This is a genomic window from Nonomuraea sp. NPDC048882 (assembly GCF_040649755.1).
Lineage (GTDB): Bacteria > Actinomycetota > Actinomycetes > Streptosporangiales > Streptosporangiaceae > Nonomuraea > Nonomuraea maheshkhaliensis.
In genome coordinates this window covers 124335-142547 of the sequence record NZ_JBEZGB010000001.1, presented here as the reverse complement: position 1 = coordinate 142547, position 18213 = coordinate 124335, and the positions used below count along the sequence as shown (strand labels likewise).

Genomic DNA, 18213 nt, shown 5'->3' with positions numbered 1-18213 from the left:
GCTTACTCTACAGCCTGTAGAGCGCGCCGTGGGGCGGCTCAGGCGACGGTGCCGTAGGACGGTTTGCCCGCCCACTCGTAGGTGACGTAGACGACGCCGGCCTCCGTCGCGCTCGAACCGGTCAGCTTCAGCCCGGCCGGCGTGGCCCCCTCCGCGAACAGCCGCTTGCCCCGCCCGAGGACGACGGGGAAGACCAGCAGGTGGTATTCGTCGACCAGCTCGGCGCTCTGCAGGGTGCGAAGCAGGTCGCTGCTGCCCTGGACGAGGATCGTGCCGTCGGTGCGCCGCTTGAGCTCGGCCACGGTCTCGGCGGCCTCACCGACCAGGACCTCGGTGTTGCGCCAGGCAGCGGTCATCGGCGTGCGCGTGGTGACGTACTTCGGCATGCCGTTGATCTTGGCGCCGCCCTCCTCGTCCGGGACGTTCGGCCAGTGGGCGCTGAGGATGTCGTACGACCTGCGGCCCAGCAGCATGCCGTCCGCGCGGTCGAGCAGCGGGCCCATGATGCGGCCGAACCCCTCGTCGACGTACGGGGGCAGCCAGCCCTCGTGCTCGAAGCCGCCGGAGGGATCCTCGCCGGGCCCGCCGGGCGCCTGCATGATGCCGTCGAGGGTCACGAAGGTGCCGACCACCAGTCTGCTCGCCATGTCCGTTGTTCCTTGTCTGTGAGGTGAAGGTCTCTCCGAGGTGGAGGGCTCCAGCATGGCGCAGGCCGTTTACGGATTTCTTCAGGCTTTCCTACGGGGCGCGATCCGGAGTCCGTTTCTTCACAGGACCTCCCCGAAACCCGAGCAATTCTCGCAGGGTGCGGATGGTCGGATATGGGCGTGAGGTTCTTCGTCGCGCAGCTGTTCCGGTTCGCCTGGGCCGAGGCCAGGTCGTGCGTGTTCGCGGTGGCCATGTTCGCCGGTCTGGCCGCCTCGTCCGTCGTGCCGCTGCCCGTTCCGCGTTACGACGCGCTGCTGATCTACGCCGTGGCCGTCACCGTGACGCTGCGCGCGCTGCGCTGGGAGAGCAGCGGTGAGACGGCCGTCATCGCCGGGTTCCACCTGGTCGGGCTGGCCTTCGAGCTGATCAAGGTACGGCTCGGGTCGTGGAGCTACCCGGAGCCGGCCTACACCAAGCTCGGCGGGGTGCCGCTCTACAGCGGGTTCCTCTACGCGGCGGTGGGCAGTTACGTCTGCGCGGCCTGGCGGATCTTCTCGCTGCGCCTGGTGGCCTACCGCACCGTGCCGGTCACTCTGGTGGCGGTGGCGATCTACGTGAACTTCGTCAGCCAGCACTGGTGGATCGACCTGCGGCTGCCGCTGGCCGTCCTGCTCGTCCTGGTGACCTGGGGGACGGTGGTGCACTTCACCGTGGGCGCGCACCGCTACCAGATGCCGCTGGCGCTGGCGCTGACGCTCATCGGGTTCTTCCTGTGGGTGGCCGAGAACCTGGCGACCTACCTCGGCGCCTGGCAGTACCCGTACCAGCGGGAGACCTGGCAACTGGTGCATCCGGCCAAGTTCGGGGCGTGGGCGCTGCTGGTCAGCGTCACGTTCGTGATCGTCGCCTCCTGGCAGGCGGCCAGGGGGCGGCTGCACCTGCCCGCCGCCGCCCCCGGCGTGCCGCGCGGCTGGGCCCTGCCACTGCGCCGGGTCGGCCTTTCTGACCGAAGCGGTGGTCAGTGGTGGTCGGCGTAGTGCCGGGCCAGCAGGTCGCCGCCCCAGTCGTGGCGCAGGTCGCGCCATACGGAGTGGACGTGGTTGGCCTCGTCCTGCGTGTTGTCGTACTCCAGCAGGAACGTCGGCCCGGTCACGCAGTAGTAGTGGCCCTGACCGCGCTGATCCGAACCCATCCAGGCGAAGGTCACCTTGTCGAGCCCGGCGTCGAGCGCGTCCTGCCAGCAGGTCTCGCCGTACCAGCCGGGGGCGCGGTCGAAGTAGCGGCGGACGAGCCGTTCGAGCATGCCCCGCGACGAGTCCTGCATGTCGGCGTACGGGAGCCCGGAGGGGATGAGGGCGGCGTCGGCCGCGGGGTCGTTGCGGGTCAGGACGTCGTCGGGAGCGACCGCGCTGGTGATCGCGATCGAACGCTGGTGCGGCGCGAGGTCGGCGAGCAGCGCCCGGCCCAGCTCCTCCTCCTCGGCGAGCAGCCGCAGGCCCCGCTGCGGCCCGGACGGCACCATGGCCGGCTCGGCGCCGAGGAAGCTCGGCGTGACCGTGATCGCGTCGCCGACGACCGTGACGTGCACGGCGAGGTGGTGGCCGTTGATCCGCCACATCCACGGGGCCGGGCCGGCCGGATCGCCGAACACCCGGAACCAGTAGCGGTCGCCGTCGATCTCGTCCACGCCGGTCACCAGGCGGCGGCGGACGCGTTCGAGCTCGATCACGCCCATGGCCGTACGCGCGCCGCCGGCGCCGCAGCCGATCTCCAGCAGGGCGAGGGCCAGCTCCTCCTGGGCCGAGGTCATCTCGACCAGCGGCAGCCCCGGACGGGGGCCGGGCAGGTAGAACCACTCGGTACGCTCGGGCGAGCCGAACGCCGCCGTCGCCGCGGCCTTTCGCTCCGGGTCGAGCGAGCCGAGAAAGCGCAGCACCGCCTGCCGCATCACCTCGATGTCGTGGGCACTCATGAAAGCTCTCGCAACATCACAAATCGCAACTTACTGCAAAAAAGGCCGATATTCGCGCCTAAATGACGGCAGAGCGGCGCTGGGGCGGGCGGGTTCCGGGGGCGTGAAAGGATGCTGGCGTGGTGACGATACAGGACGTGGCGAAGGCCGCAGGAGTCTCGCCCATGACCGTCTCCCACGTCATCAACGACCACCCGCACGTCAAGAGCGAGACGCGCGAGCGCGTGCTGCGGGCCATCGACGAGCTCGACTACCGGGTCAACGTCGCGGCCCGCAACCTGCGCACCGGGCGTACCGGGACGATCGGCCTGGCCGTCCCCGAGATCGACCGCCCCTACTACGGTCAGCTCGCCGCCGAGATCATCAAGGTGGCGGCAGGACACCACCTCAGGGTCGCCATCGAGCAGACCGGCGCCTCACGCGAGGGCGAGCTCGCCGCCCTCGCCCTGTCCCGCAACCGGCTCTACGACGGCCTCATCCTCAGCACGGTCGGGCTCGGCCCGGCCGACACCGACCTGCTCAGGGTCGACCATCCCGTGGTGATCCTGGGGGAGCGCATCTTCGACGGGCCCGTGGACCACGTGGCGATGCCCAACAGCGCGGGCGCCAGGGCCGCGACCCGTCACCTCGTCGAGCGGGGCTGCCGCCGCGTCGCGCTCATCGACGGCCCGCAGCGGGGCGAGGTCGACGTCTCCAGCCTGCGTTACGACGGCTACCGCGAGGCGCTCGACGAGGCGGGCATCCCGTTCGACCCGCGGCTCGTGGCCCCCATCGAGCAGCTGACCATGGAGCAGGGGGCGGCGGCAGCGCGCCGCCTGGCCGGGTCGGAGGCCGGGTTCGACGGCGTCTTCTGCGTGACCGACACGGTCGCGATCGGCGCGCTGCGCGGCCTGGCCGACAGCGGGCTGCGGGTGCCGCACGACGTCAAGGTCATCGGCTTCGACAACATCGCCGAAGGGGCCTACAGCGTGCCGTCGCTGTCGTCGATCGACCCCGACCACGCGCTCATGGCCGGCACGGCCGTCGGGTTCCTGGTCAAGCGGATGGCGGAGAAGGGCAAGGCCAGGCAGGCGCCGCGCGAGTTCGTCAGCCCGTTCTCCCTGGTCGCCCGCGAGTCGACCGGCGGCTGACCCGGCCTCACGCCTCACGCCTCACGACCCGGCCTGACCCGGCCTGACGACGCGCACGACAGGCCCGCCCGAGTGGCGATGCGCTGGGCGACAAGAGTGGCGGTTCGTGGCGCTGCGGGACGCTCGCAACGAATGGGGTCTGTGGGCTTTGACGGGTTGTTTGGGTTTAAGGAGGTAACTGAGAACATCTGCATGGGTACGTCTGCTTCCGTCTGGGCGCCCGCGAATTAAGCGGACGCCGGCTTCTGGCCGAAATATCCATGAACGGAAACGAGAGCACGTGAATACTAGAATTCCGCAATCGCGCGCGCCGCGCCATGGGCTGTTCGCGGCGCTAGCTCTGACAGGTGCGGCCGCCACCGCCATGCTTCTGCCTCTGGGCATGGGGGTGGCCAGCGCGAACGCCGGCTTCTCCACGGTCCAGGCCGGAGGCCCGCCGGCGCCGAGCAAGCCCGTCTACAGGCCGAGGTACGTCCCGCGGGAGAAGCCGATCCTGCGCAACCCGCACTACCGCCCGCCGCGGATCGACGTCATCGTCGACAACCGCAACCACTCGCGCAACCGCAACCCGAGGCACCACTTCGAGCGTCATCACGAGGCGGTCAAGCCGACTCCGGTGAAGACGGTGAAGCCGGTCAAGGAAGTGCCGGTCAAGGAAGTGCCGGTCAAGGACGAGGTCAAGCCGGACAAGTGGGACGACGGTAACTGGTGGTGGCCGGAAGAGCTGGACTGACCTTCGTCAGGGACGCTCGCTGCCACGCCAGTGCGCTGACCCGCCGGACCGGGATGACATCCGCCCCGGGACGGCGGGTCTGGCGTGTTCCCGGCCGGACGCGTCCGGACGTGTCGTACGGGACCTGTAGCCGCTCACACCTGCGCGGCGGCGGCGGGCTCGCCGGACTGCAGCGCGGCCAGGACGGCCTGCTCGACCGAGTCGTGGACGCTCAGCACGGTGTGCGCGCAGGTGATCCGCATCATGCTGGCCAGCTTGGGATGCGGCGCGGCCAGCCGCAGGCTTCCGCCGTGCTGGCGGGCGAAGGCGTGCGTGTTGAGCAGGACCCGGAGACCGGCGCTGCCCAGCACCTGCGCGTCGCTGAGATCGATGACCAGATGTTCGTGCGGCGCGCGCCGGCTCGCCTGAAGGTAGCGGTCGAGCTGACCGGCGGTGATGGCGTCGATCTCACCCGCGACGGAGATCACGCTCACCCCGGGCAGTCTCTGTGTGGCGAACGTCAATTCCCGCACGTGCACCCTCCCCTGAGATGAGGAGCCGGAAGCGGCCTGACCGGCCGCTGTCGATCCCTACGGTAGCGAGACGGAGGGGCAGCGTACAGAGCCGTGAGGACGATCCTGACGTAACCTCCCGTCGGCTTCCGGTGGCCCTCCGGCAGGCGCCACCGCCCGTCGGCATCGCACGCCGGCTCCGCGCCGGCATAGCACGCCGCCTTCGCGCCGGCGCCGTACGCGACCCCGGGCGCCGTCATCGCAGACCGGCGCCCTCGCGCAGCTCCTGGCGCAGCTCGACGGCCCGGTGCAGGTAGTTGGAGGCCAGCGCGGTCCGCCCGGCCGAGCGGTACAGCTCGCCGAGCGTCTGGAACGAGGCCGCCTCCCCGCTGCGGTCGCCGAGCTGCTGGAAGACCGCCAGCGAGGCCCGCAGGCGGTCGGAGCCGTCGGACCGCTCGCCCCTGGCCACCTGGAGGCCGCCCAGGCTCTGCATCGCGTACGCCCCGCAGTGCCGGTCGCCGAGCGTCTCGAAGATGTCCAGGGCCCGCCCTTGGCAGCGCATCGCCTCGTCGGCGTCGGCCTTCAGGTCGTGCAGCCGGCCCAGGTGCATCGAGACGCAGCCCTCGCGGTGGGCGTCGCCGAGCTCCCTGGCCAGCCGCAGCGCCTCGGACAGCCACCTGGACGCCTGGCGCAGGTCCTGCAGCGACAGGTAGATGCGCCCGATCGCCTGCCGCGCGTACGCCTCGCCGCTGCGGTCGCCGACGGCCAGGAACATGGCCAGGGCGTGCCGGAAGGACCCGAGCGCCCGCAGGTGCTCGCCGGAGAACTGGCTGGCCGCGCCCAGCCCGCAGATCGAGATCGCCTCGCCGCGTACGTCCCCCAGCTCGCGGAAGATCGTCCGGGCGCGCTGGAGCATGTCGCAGGCCTCGGCGTAGCGGTCCTGGTAGAGGCAGACCTGGCCGAGACCGCGGAGCATGGCGGCCTCGCCGCGGCGGTCGCCGGCCGCGCGGGCGCTGTCGAGCGCCAGCCGGTGCGTGAGCTGCCACTCCTCGAAGCGGCAGTGCAGGTCGAAGTAGGGGACGAGGGCGGCGGCCAGCCCCCACGCGGAGGTGGCCAGCCCGGTCCCGGCGGCCAGTTGCACGGCCTCCACCAGCGACTGGCGCTCGGCCTCGAACCACGACAGCGGGTCGGAGGTCAGCCGGGCCAGAGTCTCGTCCGGCAGGCTCCAGGGGGCCGGCTCCTCGGGGGTCAGGCTGAACAGGGTGGTGGGCAGGCGGGCCGTGGCGTGACCGGTGGCGCTGGTCCAGCCGCCGAGCACGCGGGCGAGCGCCTGCCGCTCCGCCTCGCCGCCGCTCTGCTGCCTGGCCTGGCAGCGCATCAGGTCGTACAGCCGGTAGCGGGGCTGGCCGAGGGCGTCGGTGCCGTCCAGGCGGACGAGGTTGGCGTCCACGAGGGAGTCCACGACGGCCTCGCTGCGGTGCCGGCCGAGCACGGCGTCGGCCACCCAGCCCGGCACGGAGGCGGGGCCGAGCAGGCCGAGCGCGCGGAAGGTGGTGGCCGCCTCGCTGGTCAGGCGGCGGGTGCTGCGTTCGAAGGAGCCGCGTACCTCCAGGTCGCCCGCGCGCAGCTCGTCGAGCCTGCTGGACTCGTCGGCCAGGCGCTGCTGGAGCACGCTGAGCGGCCAGCCGGGACGGCCGGCCAGGCGGGCGCCGGCGACCCGGACGGCCAGGGGCAGGTGGCCGCAGGAGTCGAGGATGGCCAGGGCCGCCTGCCGTTCTGCGGCCAGCCGCGACGGGCCGACGATGCGCCCGAGCAGCTCCTCGGCCTCCTCGGGCGGCAGGACGTCCAGCTCCAGCAGCCGCGTGCCGGGCAGCTCGGTGATCCGGCGGCGGCTCGTGACCAGGACGGCGCAGCCGTTGCCGGGCAGCAGGGCGCGGACCTGGGCGGCGTCGGCCGCGTCGTCGAGGAAGACGAGCATCGGCCGCTCGGCCAGCAAGGAGCGGTAGAGCGCGGAGCGTTCGTGCACGGTGGGCGGCAGCGCGGCGTCGCCGACGCCCAGCGCGCGCAGCGCCTCGGCCAGCAGCTCCGCCGGGTCGGCGGGGGTCGCGTCGGTGCCGCCGAGACACAGGTGCAGTTGCCCGGCCGGGTAGCCGCCCCGTACGGCGTGGGCGCAGTGCACGGCCAGCGCGGTCTTGCCGACCCCGGGCGGCCCGACGACCATGGCGATCGACGGCGGCCCCTCGGGCGCGAGCTCCTGGGCGGACAGCGATCTGGTCAGGGCGGCGACGGCCGCGGCCCGGCCGGTGAAGTCGGGGATGTCGGCAGGCAACTGGTAGGGCGGGGGAGGGCCCGCGACGGACGCGGGCACGGCTACGGGCACGGGCATGGAGGCGAGCATGGACTCTCCGGCCAGGACGCGCTCTCCGGCCAGGACGCGCTCTCCGGCCAGGACGAGGGCGTGCGCCTCGCGCAGGTCCTGGCCGGGTTCGACGCCGAGATCCTCGATGAGCTGCCGTCTGACGGCGGTGTAGGCGTGCAGCGCCTCGGCTCGCCTGCCGGTGTGGTGCAGGGCCAGGATGAGCCGCTGCCAGAGGTCCTCGCGGTAGGGGTGCTCGCCGATCAGCTCGCGCAGGTCCTCGACGGCGGAGGTGTGCTCGCCGGCGGCGAGCTTGACCGCGATCAGCTCCTCGGCCGCGGCCAGCCTGGCCTGGGTGAGCGAGCGCAGCCGCGCGTCCCACACGGGGCTGGCGGGCAGGTCGCCGAGCGGGGTGCCGCGCCACAGCGCGAGCGCCCGGCGCAGCCGGGCGGCCGCCTCCTCGGTACGCGCGCTCGCCCGCGCCCTGGCCACCAGGTCCTCGAACAGCAGCAGGTCCAGCCGTTCCGCCTCCACCTCGATGGCGTAACCGGACGGATGGGCGGCGATGCGCGCCTCCACCGCGCCGAGGACGCCGCGTAAGGAGCTGACGTACGTGCGCAGGTTGGCCGTGGCGGACGAGGGCGGGTTGCCGGTCCACAGCACTTCGATCAGGGCGTCGGAGGCGACCACCTGGTTCGCGTCGAGCAGCAGCGTGGCGAGCAGCAGCCGCGGCTTGGTGCCCGCGATGCGCACGCTCTGGTCCGCGGCCCTGACCTGTAACGGGCCCAGGACCGCGAAGGTTGGCTGATCAACCACTATGACCGCACCTACTCCTCAGCTGGAGGTATTGCAACCATTGCCGGGTTGTTCGTTCGGGCTGGCTTCGTCTTTATACCGATTTTGGATGTTCTCTGTATGCCGTACTCGCAATCTTGACCCCCAGCAAGCGCACGTCCTGAGATCCATTTGATCATGCTCGGCTCCGGGCCGGCCTCGTCGCCGGAGCCGTACGGAAAGGATCCTTATGAGAGCCAGCAGGGTGCTTACGGTGGGGTTCGTCTTAACGTGCGGGCTCATGGCCGGACAGGCCGCCACCGCCGCCCCGACGCCCGCTCCAACGCCGAGCGCGACCACGACCGCTACGCCGACCACGGGCCCGGGGCAGGACCAGAACAACCCGCAGGACCAGGTGGACGTGCCCGACGTCTCCACCCTGGCCGCGCCCAGTTTCCAGCTGCCCTTCCCCTGCGGCCAGAGCTGGACCGGCAACTCCAGCGGCAGCAGCGCGCACCGCTCGTACGAGATCGACTTCAACCGCGGCAGCACCGCCAACGCCGACCTCGGCGACACCGTCGTGGCCGCCGCGGCAGGCACCGTGGTCATCTCCGCCCACCAGGGCTCCACGAACGGCTACGGCAACCTGGTCAAGCTCGACCACGGGGGCGGCTGGACGTCGTACTACGCGCACCTGAACGCGCGCTCCGTCAGCGCCGGCACCCAGGTCCGCCAGGGCCAGAAGCTCGGCACGCTCGGCAACACCAGCAAGCCGGGCAACAACATCAGCCCGCACCTGCACTTCGAGATCCGCAACGGCGCCAGCTACCCGGCCAACATCCGCAAGGCCGTCTTCAACGGCGTCACGTTCGGCTACCCGAACCAGACGCTGACCTCGAAGAACAGCTGCGGCGGTGGCGGCGGCACCAACCCGCACACCGCGGCGTCCGTGTGCGGCAGCGGCTACAAGGTGATCGACTCCGCCGCCCTGGGCTCAGCCGGCACCGCCTACCTGCTCTACAACGCGGGCAACGGCAACAACTGCGTGGCCACGATCAAGAAGACCTCGCTCGGCAAGAACACCGCGACCAGCGCGTTCCTGGAGGTCAAGGGTAAGACCCGGGTCACCGACAGCGGCAACTTCGGCTACTACGCGGGGCCGGTGCGGGCCTCCGCGTCCGGCACGTGCGTCAAGTGGGGCGGCAAGGCCGGGTCGAGCACGTACACCAGCGCGTTCGAGCACTGCGACTGACACCGCACTGCGACTGACACCGCACTGCGACTGACACCGCACTGCGATTGACAGCGCGCCGCGCCCGCGCGTACTCCGCGCCCGGGTGCGGAGCGTCGGATCGAAACGCGCCGGCGCGCCCCCCGCACCGGCGTTCCCGAACGACACCCCCTTCCTTCCTGAGGAGAGAACACTGTGCGAGCCCGACTGCGCCGCTCAGCCGTGCTGCTGACCGGCGCGCTGATCCCCGCCTCGCTGCTGATCGGCCATCCCGCCGCGGCCACGTCCGCCGCGGAGCCCGTGACAGGGGCGTTCGCCAAGGCGGCGGCCACGTACGAGGTGCCGCGTGACCTGCTGGTCTCCCTCGCCTACGCCGAGACCCATTTAGACGGACATGCCGGCGAGCCCAGCGCCAGCGGCGGCTACGGCGTGATGCACCTCGTCACCTCCCGCACGCTGGAGAGCGCGGCCAAGCTCACCGAGCGGCCCGTCTCCGCGCTCAAGAGCGACGACGCCGCCAACATCGCCGGCGGCGCCGCCGTGCTGCGCGCCTACGCCGACGAGGCCGGGCTGGACGCCGCCGCCCGCAAGGACCCGGCCCGCTGGTACGGAGCCGTCGCCCGCTACGGCGGCGCCACCTCCCCCGACGTGGCCCGCCTGTACGCCGACACCGTCTACGACCTGATGGCGCAGGGCGTGCGCGCCACCACGACCGGCGGCGAGAGCGTCACGGTCAAGCCGCGCACCGTCGAGCCCGACCGCGGCGCGTACGCCAAGGCCAAGGACCTGGACGGCCCCAGCACGCTCGCCGCCGCCGCGGTCGACTACCCGCAGGCCGCGTGGGTGGCGGCCAACAGCGCCAACTACGCGGTGTCCAGCCGCCCGTCCAGCGACACGATCGACCGGATCGTCATCCACGTGGCGCAGGGCTCCTACGCCGGGACGATCTCCTGGTTCCAGAACCCGGCCGCGAAGGTCAGCTCCCACTACGTGGTGCGCTCGTCGGACGGCGCCGTCACCCAGATGGTGCGGGAGAAGGACCGGGCCTTCCACGCCGGCGACTACAACCGGCGCTCGGTCGGCATCGAGCACGAGGGCTTCGTGAACGACGCGTCGTGGTTCACCGACGCGATGTACCGCTCCTCGGCCGCGCTGACCCGCAACATCGCCGACCGGTACGGCATCCCCAAGGACCGTACGCACATCGTCGGCCACAGCCAGGTCCCGGGCACCGACCACACGGACCCGGGCGGCAACTGGAACTGGAACACGTATATGCAGTACGTCACTGGTGGCGGCGGCGGACCCACCAACCCGCACACGCCGGAATCGGTGTGCGGCAGCGGCTACAAGGTGATCGACTCGGCCGCCCTGGGCTCGGCCGGCACGGTCTACCTGCTCTACAACACGGCCAACGGCTACAACTGCGTGGCCACGATCAAGAAGACCTCGATCGGCACGGCCAGCGCGACCAGCGCGTACCTGGAGGTCAAGGGCAAGGCTCGGGTCACCGACAGCGGCAACTTCGCCTACTACGCGGGCCCGGTGCGCGCCTCGGCGGCCGGCCAGTGCGTCAAGTGGGGCGGTAAGGCCGGGACGAACGTCTACGACAGTCCGTCCGAGCACTGCGGCTAGGACGACTGGGGGCGGGTGCGAGCTGCGGCCCGTGCCCGCCTTTCGCTCGCTCGGAGCTCAAATCGCACGGCATCACGAACATCACTGCACCACGACATCACTGCATCACCGCGCCTGCGCCGGCTCCGTCGCCTGCGGTGCGCTGGCCACCGCGCCTGCGGATCGCGCGGTGCCGACGGCGTTCAGTGGTCGCGCGCGGTGACTACAGCTTCTCGAGCTTGGCGTACGGTGCGGTCAGCCGGTAGGTCTCCGAGCCGAAGTCGACGATCACGGCGACGTCCTGGTGCACGGCGATCACGCGGCCAAGGCCGTATTTGTCGTGACTCACCCGGTCGCCCGTGACGAATTGCTCCAGCGGCGGCGGGGGTACGTCGGGGACTTTGAAGGGGCTGGTAGGCAGCTGGCGCCGGGTGGCGGCTTGATAGGGCCTCATTGGCTTGATTATGGTCCTTACCGGGAGATAAAGCGACCGAAACCATCAGATACTGGTGGAATTCATACCTTGGCCCGGCGGAGCCGGCCGAGAAGTGCCGGTAAGCAGACCTTTCGGTTGCCCGCCGGGCCCCTGGAGCGGCCCGCTGGAGGAACGAGAACGTCCCGCTGAGGTACGAGAACGGGCCCGCCCCCCGAAGGGAGCGGGCCCGCCCTCATGCTGCTCGCCCGATCAGGCGGCTACGATGTTCTCCGCCTGCGGGCCCTTCTGACCCTGCACGACGTCGAACGACACCTTCTGACCCTCGGTCAGCTCGCGGTAGCCACCGTTCGAGACGATGTTGGAGTAGTGCGCGAAGACGTCGGCGCCGCCGCCGTCCTGCGCGATGAAGCCGAAGCCCTTTTCGGAGTTGAACCACTTCACGGTTCCAGTAGCCATGTCGATCTCCTTCAGAAATTGCAGGAACGAGAGAATCCGCACCGCGCGGATCTCGTGTCGCCGCGATGAGCCCATCCGGAGAAGACCGGTAAACGAAAAACGCGCCTGCAGATCACATCTGTCAGGCGCGCAAAGTCACTATGGGTGCCATAACTGCAACACGTAGAACTCTATCACAGGTGTGACACCGCCTTCCGCCGAAGCGGCCCATCGCGTCGCGCCCGTCTCGGTGGTCCCGTCCTGAACGCCTGGGGGCCGGCGGGAAAACCGGGAGGAAGACCGCGAAAGATCCGATCACAGAACGGCGATTCCCCCTAAGATGCGGTCATAAGGCAGAGAAGGGTGACGCGTGACCGAGAGTGAGCGACCCGCGGGGAAGATCGACCCGAACGTCCCCACCGTCGCCCGGATGTACGACTACTTTCTGGGCGGCAAGGACAACTTCCCCGCCGACCGTGAAGCCGCCGAGCGCATCCTGCAGTTGAGCAGCAAGGGCGGCGCCGACGTACGGGAGATGGCGCGGGCGAACCGCGGCTTCCTGGTCCGCGCGGTGGAGGCGGCCGCCAAGGCAGGCGTGCGCCAGTTCCTCGACATCGGCACCGGCCTGCCCACCCAGGACAACGTGCACCAGGTCGCCCACCGGATCATCCCCGACGCCAAGGTCGTCTACTCCGACAACGACCCGGTCGTGCTGGTCCACGCCCGTGCGCTGCTGACCGGCGACCCCCACACGGTGATCGTCGAAGGCGACGCGCACGACCCCAAGGGCCTGCTCGACGCCGCCGCCCGCCACCTCGACTTCAACGAGCCGGTGGCGGTTCTGGCCGTCGCGCTGTTCCACTACCTCTCCGACGACGACGAGGTGGCCGGCATCGTCAGGACGCTGCGCGAGCCGCTGGTGCCGGGCAGCCATCTGATCATCTCGCACGCGTACGTGGAGGAGGGGCAGAGTTCCGGCGAGCGCAAGGCCGGCACCGAGGAGGTCTACCGGCGCACGACCTCCGGCGTGCTGCACTGGCGCGACCGCGCCATGGTGCGCTCCTACTTCGACGGGCTGGAGCTGCTCGAACCCGGCCTCGTGCCGGTCCAGGACTGGCGCAACGACGACCCGATCGTCGTCCCCGGCCTGGACAAGGGCGGCATCCTGGGCGGCGTGGGCCGCGTCCCGCTCGAAGCCCCGCAGTCCGGCTGAGCGGAACCGCGACACACCACGCGAGAACGCCCTCTCACCCCTACCTGCGGCGTAACCTGCGGAAACGGGGCCGTACGCAGCTCTGACCTCCCCCGCGTGCCGGCCAGGCACACAGCGAGGGGGAATGCGGATGATCACGGCCGTCGCGGGCGCGTTCGCGGCAGTGGACCAGGAGTACCTGTTCGAGGCGCGGCAGATGCAGGCGCTTTCGTTCGTCGTGCACATCCCGCTGGTGTGCTTCGGCATCGCCTTCCCGGCGATGGTGCTGTTCTGCGAGTGGCGCTGGCTGCGGACCGGCGACGAGCTCTACCGCACGCTGGCCCGGCGCTGGTCGAAGGTGATGCTGGCGCTGTTCGCCATCGGCGTCGTGACGGGCACGATCCTCAGCTTCGAGTTGGGGCTGCTGTGGCCGGGCTTCATGGCGAGCTTCGGCAACGTCTTCGGCCTCGGCTTCACCATGGAGGGCTTCTCGTTCTTCATCGAGGCCATCTTCATCGCGATCTACGTCTACGGCTGGGACCGGCTGCGTCCGCGTACGCACTTCCTCATGGGCATCCCGGTGGTGGCCGCCGGAATCACGGGGTCGTGGTTCGTGATCTCCGTCAACGGCTGGATGAACCATCCAGGCGGCTTCGTGCTGAGGGACGGCCGGGCCGTCGAGGCGCGCCCGTGGGCGGCGCTGTTCGCCAACGAGTTCTTCTGGCACGAGTTCGTGCACATGTACTTCGCCGGGTACATCGTCGCCGGCTTCCTCATCGCCGTCCCGTACGCGTGGGGCTTCCTGCGCGGCCGCTGGAGCCGCTACCACCGCACGGCCCTGACGGTCGCGCTGTCGGCCGCGGCGGTCGCCGCGCCGCTGCAGATCGTCATCGGCGACTGGGCCGCGCGCGAGATCGCCCGGCACCAGCCGGTGAAGCTGGCCGCGCTCGAAGGACTCGGACGGACCACGCGCGGCGCGTCCGAGCACCTGCTGGGCTGGTACAACGGCTCCGAGGTCGTCTACGGCATCGAGATCCCGCGGCTGCTGTCCCTGCTCGCCTTCCACGACCCCGACGCGACGGTCATCGGCCTGAACACGGTGCCGGCGCAGGACCTCCCGCCGGTCAACGTGGTCCGGATCGCCTTCCAGAGCATGATCGGCATCGGCACGCTGCTGGCCCTGCTCGGCGCGGTCTTCCTCTACGTACGGCTGCGCCACAAACGGCTGCCCCGCTCGCCCTGGTTCTACCGCGCGGTCGTCGCGGCCGGGCCCCTGTCGGTCGTCGCCCTCCTCGCCGGCTGGGTCACCACGGAGGTCGGGCGGCAACCCTGGGTCGTGTACGGGGTGATGCGCACCGGCCAGGCGGTGACCGGCGCGTCCGGCATCCCCATCGGCTACGGCACACTGATCGTCGTCTACCTGGGACTCGCTGGCGGGGTCTGGTGGCTGCTGCACCGGTTCAGCCGTGTGCCGCTGGAGGAGCACCATGACTGAGATCCCGATGCTGCTCATCCTCGCCGGACTCGCCGCCTACACCGTGCTGGCCGGCGCGGACTTCGGCGCGGGCCTGTGGACGCTGCTGGCCGGCGGACGGGGGAGCGGCGACGACCTGCGACACTACGCGCGGCACGCGATGGGGCCCGTCTGGGAGGCCAACCACGTGTGGCTGGTCTTCGTGCTGGTCGTGTGCTGGACGGCGTACCCGGTCGCGTTCGGCTCGATCATGTCCACGCTGGCGGTGCCGCTGTTCATCGCGGCCGTCGGGATCATCCTGCGCGGCGCCTCCTACGCGCTGCGCGGCCAGCTCGAAGGCGCTCCCGGCGAGCGGCCGGTCGAGTACCTGTTCGCCCTCTCCTCGATCCTGACGCCGTTCGCGCTGGGCACGGTCGCGGGCGGGATCGCCTCGGGGCGCGTCCCCGTCGGCAACGCCGCGGGAGACCTGGTCACCAGCTGGCTGAACCCCACCTCGGTGCTCATCGGCGCGCTCGCCGTCGCCGCCGGCGCCTACCTGTCGGCCGTCTACCTGGCCGCCGACGCCGACCGGCTGGGGTCCAAGTCGCTGGAGCTCGCCTTCCGTGACCGCGCCCTCGTCGCGGGCGGCTGCGCGGGCGCGATCGCCCTGGCCGGGCTCATCGTTGTCCGGTACGACGCGCCCGCGCTGTCCGCCGGGCTGACCAGCGACGGAGGCGCGGTGATGGTCGCCGTCTCCGGCCTGGCGGGCCTGGCCACCCTGGCGCTGGTCTGGCGGCACCGCTTCGGCCCTGCCCGCGCCTCGGCGGCGCTCGCCGTCGCGGCCATGGTCGCCGGGTGGGCTCTGGCGCAGCGGCCGTACGTGCTGCGCGGGCTCACGCTCGACCAGGCCGCGGCCGGGCACTCGACCCTGACGGCCGTGGTCGTCACGGCCGTGATCGGGGTGGTCGTGTTGTTTCCGGCGCTTTTCCTGCTGTTCCGGCTCTTCCTGCGCGGCGACCTCGACCACGGCGCCGCCCCCACCGCCCCCACCGCCGCCGAGCCCGCCGGACGGTCCGCCGCCGGTGTGGTCCCGCGCCGCCGGCACGCGGCGTTCGCCGGGGTCACGCTGGTCCTGGGCGTGGCCATGACCGTCCTGGCCGGTCCCGGCTGGGTCCTCGCCGTCGGCGTGATCCTGCTGGTCGCCTGCGCCGTGGCCACGTTCACCCTCGCAGCGGCGGAGCCCTGACAGGGGCGGCGACACGCCGCCCCGAGCTGGAACGCCGCCGTCAGACGGCCGGTGCCGGGGCCTCGCGCGCGGGCGTCACCTCCACGACCAGGTGTTTCGTGACGGGCTGCGCGCTCTGCGTACTGACGTCGGCGATCCCGCACAGCACGTTGAGCTCCGGCATGTACCCCGCGGCGCACCCCGGCGGGATCTCGTAGCGGACGGCCCGGTAGCCGTGCACCGTCCGCCGCGATCCGTCCTTGGAGAAGCTGGTGATGTCGACCAGGTCGAACTCCCCGAGCCCGCGCTCGCGCATGTCGCCTTCGTTCATGAACACGATCGTGCGCAGCCCCTTGACGCCCCGGTAGCGGTCGTCGTTGGAGTAGATGGTGGTGTTGAACTGGTCGTGTGAGCGCACCGTGGTCAGCAGCAGCCGCCCCTCGCCGGGATCGGTGTCGCCGGGCAGCGGCGGGCACGCGAACTCGGCCCGTCCCGACGGTGTCAGGAAGACCCGCTCGCGGGCCAGTTGCCGGATGCGGAAGCCGTGCGGATGGCGGGCGCGCGCGTTGAAGTCCTCGAACCCGTCCAGCACCCGGGCCATCGTGTCCCTGATCCGGTCGTAGTCGTCCACGTAGTCCTGCCACGGCGTCCGGCTGCCCGGCAGCGTCGCCTTGGCCATGCCCGCGATGATCGCGCACTCGGAGCGCAGGTGCGGCGAGGCCGGGGGCTTCATCCCGTACGAGATGTGCACCATCGACATCGAGTCCTCGACCGTGACACCCTGCACCCCGCCGGCCTGGTGGTCCTCGTCGGTCCTGGCCAGGCAGGGCAGGATGAGCGCGCGCCGCCCGTGCACGAGGTGACTGCGGTTGAGCTTGGTGCTCACCTGCACCGTCAGGTCGCACGCGCGCAGCGCCTCGAACGTGTACGCCTGGTCGGGCGTGGCCAGCGCGAAGTTGCCGCCGAGCGCGACGAACACCTTCACCTCGCCCCGGCGCATCGCCTCGATCGTGCCCACGGTGCCCAGACCGGGCTCGCGCGGCGGATCGATCCCGCAGACCTCCGCCAGCCGGTCGAGGAACGCCGCGCCGGGACGGTTGTCGACGCCGCAGGTGCGGTTGCCCTGCACGTTGCTGTGCCCGCGGACGGGGCACGGCCCGGCCCCCTCGCGGCCGAGGTTGCCCCGCAGCATCAGCACGTTGACGATCTCCCTGATGGTGTCCACGCCGTGCTCGTGCTGCGTCAGGCCCAGGCACCAGGCGATGATCACCCGTTCCGACGACAGATAGGAGTCGGCCAGCCGGCGGATCGCCTGCTCCTCCACGCCCGACCCGCTGACCAGGTCCGCCCAGGGGGTGGCGGCCACGGCCGCGCGGTACTCCTCGAAGCCGTGCGTGTAGCGGGCGATGAAGTCGCGGTCGAGGACCTCGGGTGACTGCTCCGCCCGCTCCAGCACGGCCTTGGCGACACCGCGCATCAGGGCCAGGTCGCCGCCGATGCGCACCTGGACGTTCATCGTGCCGGTCCTGGTCGTACGGAAGGTCGCCATGTCGATGAACTCGTGCGGCACGATCGTCCGCCGCGACGCCGCCTCGATCAGCGGATTGACGTGAATGAGTTGCGCGCCGCGCCGGTCGGCCTCGGCCAGCCACGTCAGCATCCGCGGCGCGTTCGTCGCGGCGTTGTCGCCCATCAGCCAGATCGCGTCGGCCTGCTCCCAGTCGTTGAGGTCGACCGTGCCCTTGCCGGTGCCGATCGCCGCAGTCAGCGCCCGGCCGCTCGCCTCGTGGCACATGTTCGAGCAGTCCGGCAGGTTGTTCGTGCCGTACTCGCGGACCCAGAGCTGGTAGAGGAAGGTCGCCTCGTTGCCGAGCCGCCCCGAGGTGTAGAACGCGGCCCGATGCGGGCTGTCCAGCCCGCGCAACGCCTCGCCGACCAGGGCGAACGCGTCCTCCCACGAGATGGGCCGGTACGTGTCGCTGCCGGGGTCGTACGACATCGGCTCGGCCAGCCGCCCCACGGCCTCCAGGTCGTGGTCGTTCCATTGGGACAGCTCGGCGACGGTGTGGGCGGCGAAGAAGTCACGATCGGCGTTGGCCGGCGCCAGCTCCCAGGTCGCGTGCTTGATGCCGTTCTCGCAGATGTCCAGCCGCAGCCCGCTCGGGTCGTCCGGCCACGCGCAGCCGGGACAGTCGAACCCGCCGTCCTCGTGGTTCATCACGAGCATGGCGCGCAGGCCCTCCACGGGCTCGCCCGCGCGCCGCAACACGTGCGCCACGCTGCGCGACGCACCCCAGCCGGCGGCCGGATGGTGGTAGTCGTGGCGCGAGTAGCCGTCGGGGGCGGGCCCGCGCCCGAGCGCGGGCTCACCCGGCGCCCCGCCCAGCATCCGCCGCTCGGCGTCGGGCCGCCCGTCAGCCGGTGATGTCATCTCAAGTTCCCTCCGATCGGCGGGCACGGCGTCCGGCCCTGCCTGCGGGGGGAGCGCGCTAACGCGTGGTCACCTACCCACTGGCGAGCCCG

The 18213-nt window shown here is 71.2% G+C and carries 15 protein-coding genes; 8 read left to right on the top strand and 7 right to left on the bottom strand.

All coding sequences use genetic code 11. The features are described from left to right. Positions 1-38 precede the first annotated feature (38 nt). On the bottom strand, positions 39-647 hold the full coding sequence (locus AB0C27_RS00635) for a dihydrofolate reductase family protein (protein WP_357835615.1): 609 nt from the start codon (positions 645-647) through the stop codon (positions 39-41). Positions 648-827: 180 nt separating this feature from the next. Between AB0C27_RS00635 and AB0C27_RS00630 the strand changes: the two genes are divergently transcribed. After that, positions 828-1685: a DUF817 domain-containing protein gene (locus AB0C27_RS00630; protein ID WP_357835611.1), complete on the top strand. Its 858-nt coding sequence runs from the start codon at positions 828-830 to the stop codon at positions 1683-1685. Here the strand turns inward: AB0C27_RS00630 and AB0C27_RS00625 are convergent. After that, positions 1667-2620 (bottom strand): DUF3500 domain-containing protein, encoded by a 954-nt coding sequence (locus tag AB0C27_RS00625; protein ID WP_357835608.1) that lies wholly within the window; start codon positions 2618-2620, stop codon positions 1667-1669. The two genes, AB0C27_RS00630 and AB0C27_RS00625, sit on opposite strands and share 19 nt — an antisense overlap. Positions 2621-2739: 119 nt before the next feature. Between AB0C27_RS00625 and AB0C27_RS00620 the strand changes: the two genes are divergently transcribed. Together AB0C27_RS00620 and AB0C27_RS00615 are read left to right on the top strand one after the other, a co-directional pair. Next, positions 2740-3750, top strand: a complete 1011-nt coding sequence (locus AB0C27_RS00620) for a LacI family DNA-binding transcriptional regulator (RefSeq protein ID WP_357835605.1) — start codon at positions 2740-2742, stop codon at positions 3748-3750. 364 nt (positions 3751-4114) lie between these two features. Then, positions 4115-4483 (top strand): hypothetical protein, encoded by a 369-nt coding sequence (locus AB0C27_RS00615; protein WP_357835602.1) that lies wholly within the window; start codon positions 4115-4117, stop codon positions 4481-4483. Between the two features lie 134 nt (positions 4484-4617). Here the strand turns inward: AB0C27_RS00615 and AB0C27_RS00610 are convergent, their stop codons facing one another. After that, positions 4618-4995: an STAS domain-containing protein gene (locus AB0C27_RS00610; RefSeq protein WP_357835599.1), complete on the bottom strand. Its 378-nt coding sequence runs from the start codon at positions 4993-4995 to the stop codon at positions 4618-4620. Between the two features lie 235 nt (positions 4996-5230). Continuing rightward, positions 5231-8146, bottom strand: a complete 2916-nt coding sequence (locus tag AB0C27_RS00605) for a BTAD domain-containing putative transcriptional regulator (RefSeq protein WP_357835596.1) — start codon at positions 8144-8146, stop codon at positions 5231-5233. A gap of 232 nt (positions 8147-8378) precedes the next feature. Here AB0C27_RS00605 and AB0C27_RS00600 point away from each other — a divergent pair, with 232 nt between their 5' ends. Both AB0C27_RS00600 and AB0C27_RS00595 read left to right on the top strand, forming a co-directional pair. Next, positions 8379-9356, top strand: coding sequence for a M23 family metallopeptidase (locus AB0C27_RS00600; protein ID WP_357835593.1), 978 nt, complete (start codon positions 8379-8381; stop codon positions 9354-9356). Between the two features lie 174 nt (positions 9357-9530). Next, the gene (locus AB0C27_RS00595; RefSeq protein WP_357835590.1) at positions 9531-10970 is read left to right on the top strand and encodes an N-acetylmuramoyl-L-alanine amidase; all 1440 of its coding nucleotides are present in this window, start codon (positions 9531-9533) and stop codon (positions 10968-10970) included. A 202-nt stretch (positions 10971-11172) separates the two neighbouring features. Here the strand turns inward: AB0C27_RS00595 and AB0C27_RS00590 are convergent, their stop codons facing one another. Continuing rightward, positions 11173-11403 carry a hypothetical protein gene (locus tag AB0C27_RS00590; RefSeq protein WP_357835587.1) on the bottom strand — a complete coding sequence of 77 codons (231 nt, stop codon included), beginning with the start codon at positions 11401-11403 and terminating at the stop codon, positions 11173-11175. A 231-nt stretch (positions 11404-11634) separates the two neighbouring features. After that, complete coding sequence (locus AB0C27_RS00585) at positions 11635-11841, bottom strand: cold-shock protein (RefSeq protein WP_106245888.1); 207 nt, start codon at positions 11839-11841, stop codon at positions 11635-11637. 349 nt (positions 11842-12190) lie between these two features. Between AB0C27_RS00585 and AB0C27_RS00580 the strand changes: the two genes are divergently transcribed. From AB0C27_RS00580 to AB0C27_RS00570, 3 genes are all read left to right on the top strand, one after another. Next, on the top strand, positions 12191-13033 hold the full coding sequence (locus AB0C27_RS00580) for an SAM-dependent methyltransferase (RefSeq protein WP_357835582.1): 843 nt from the start codon (positions 12191-12193) through the stop codon (positions 13031-13033). 130 nt (positions 13034-13163) lie between these two features. Then, positions 13164-14507 carry a cytochrome ubiquinol oxidase subunit I gene (locus AB0C27_RS00575; RefSeq protein ID WP_357835579.1) on the top strand — a complete coding sequence of 448 codons (1344 nt, stop codon included), beginning with the start codon at positions 13164-13166 and terminating at the stop codon, positions 14505-14507. Then, positions 14500-15711 (top strand): cytochrome d ubiquinol oxidase subunit II, encoded by a 1212-nt coding sequence (locus AB0C27_RS00570; RefSeq protein ID WP_357835576.1) that lies wholly within the window; start codon positions 14500-14502, stop codon positions 15709-15711. Before AB0C27_RS00575 ends, AB0C27_RS00570 begins: the two co-directional genes overlap by 8 nt. Before the next feature lie 40 nt (positions 15712-15751). On the opposite strand, the gene AB0C27_RS00565 is transcribed toward AB0C27_RS00570, so the two are convergent. Next, the gene (locus AB0C27_RS00565) at positions 15752-18121 is read right to left on the bottom strand and encodes an FdhF/YdeP family oxidoreductase (RefSeq protein WP_357835573.1); all 2370 of its coding nucleotides are present in this window, start codon (positions 18119-18121) and stop codon (positions 15752-15754) included. Positions 18122-18213 lie beyond the last annotated feature (92 nt).

What these genes read in the sequence shown, in the direction of transcription:
- AB0C27_RS00635 (WP_357835615.1), bottom strand. Translation starts at nt 647, where the DNA reads ATGGCGAGCAGACTGGTGGTCGGCACCTTCGTGACCCTCGACGGCATC.
- AB0C27_RS00585 (WP_106245888.1), bottom strand. Translation starts at nt 11,841, where the DNA reads ATGGCTACTGGAACCGTGAAGTGGTTCAACTCCGAAAAGGGCTTCGGC.
- AB0C27_RS00575 (WP_357835579.1), top strand. Translation starts at nt 13,164, where the DNA reads ATGATCACGGCCGTCGCGGGCGCGTTCGCGGCAGTGGACCAGGAGTAC.
- AB0C27_RS00565 (WP_357835573.1), bottom strand. Translation starts at nt 18,121, where the DNA reads ATGACATCACCGGCTGACGGGCGGCCCGACGCCGAGCGGCGGATGCTG.
- AB0C27_RS00615 (WP_357835602.1), top strand. Translation starts at nt 4,115, where the DNA reads ATGCTTCTGCCTCTGGGCATGGGGGTGGCCAGCGCGAACGCCGGCTTC.
- AB0C27_RS00625 (WP_357835608.1), bottom strand. Translation starts at nt 2,620, where the DNA reads ATGAGTGCCCACGACATCGAGGTGATGCGGCAGGCGGTGCTGCGCTTT.
- AB0C27_RS00590 (WP_357835587.1), bottom strand. Translation starts at nt 11,403, where the DNA reads ATGAGGCCCTATCAAGCCGCCACCCGGCGCCAGCTGCCTACCAGCCCC.
- AB0C27_RS00570 (WP_357835576.1), top strand. Translation starts at nt 14,500, where the DNA reads ATGACTGAGATCCCGATGCTGCTCATCCTCGCCGGACTCGCCGCCTAC.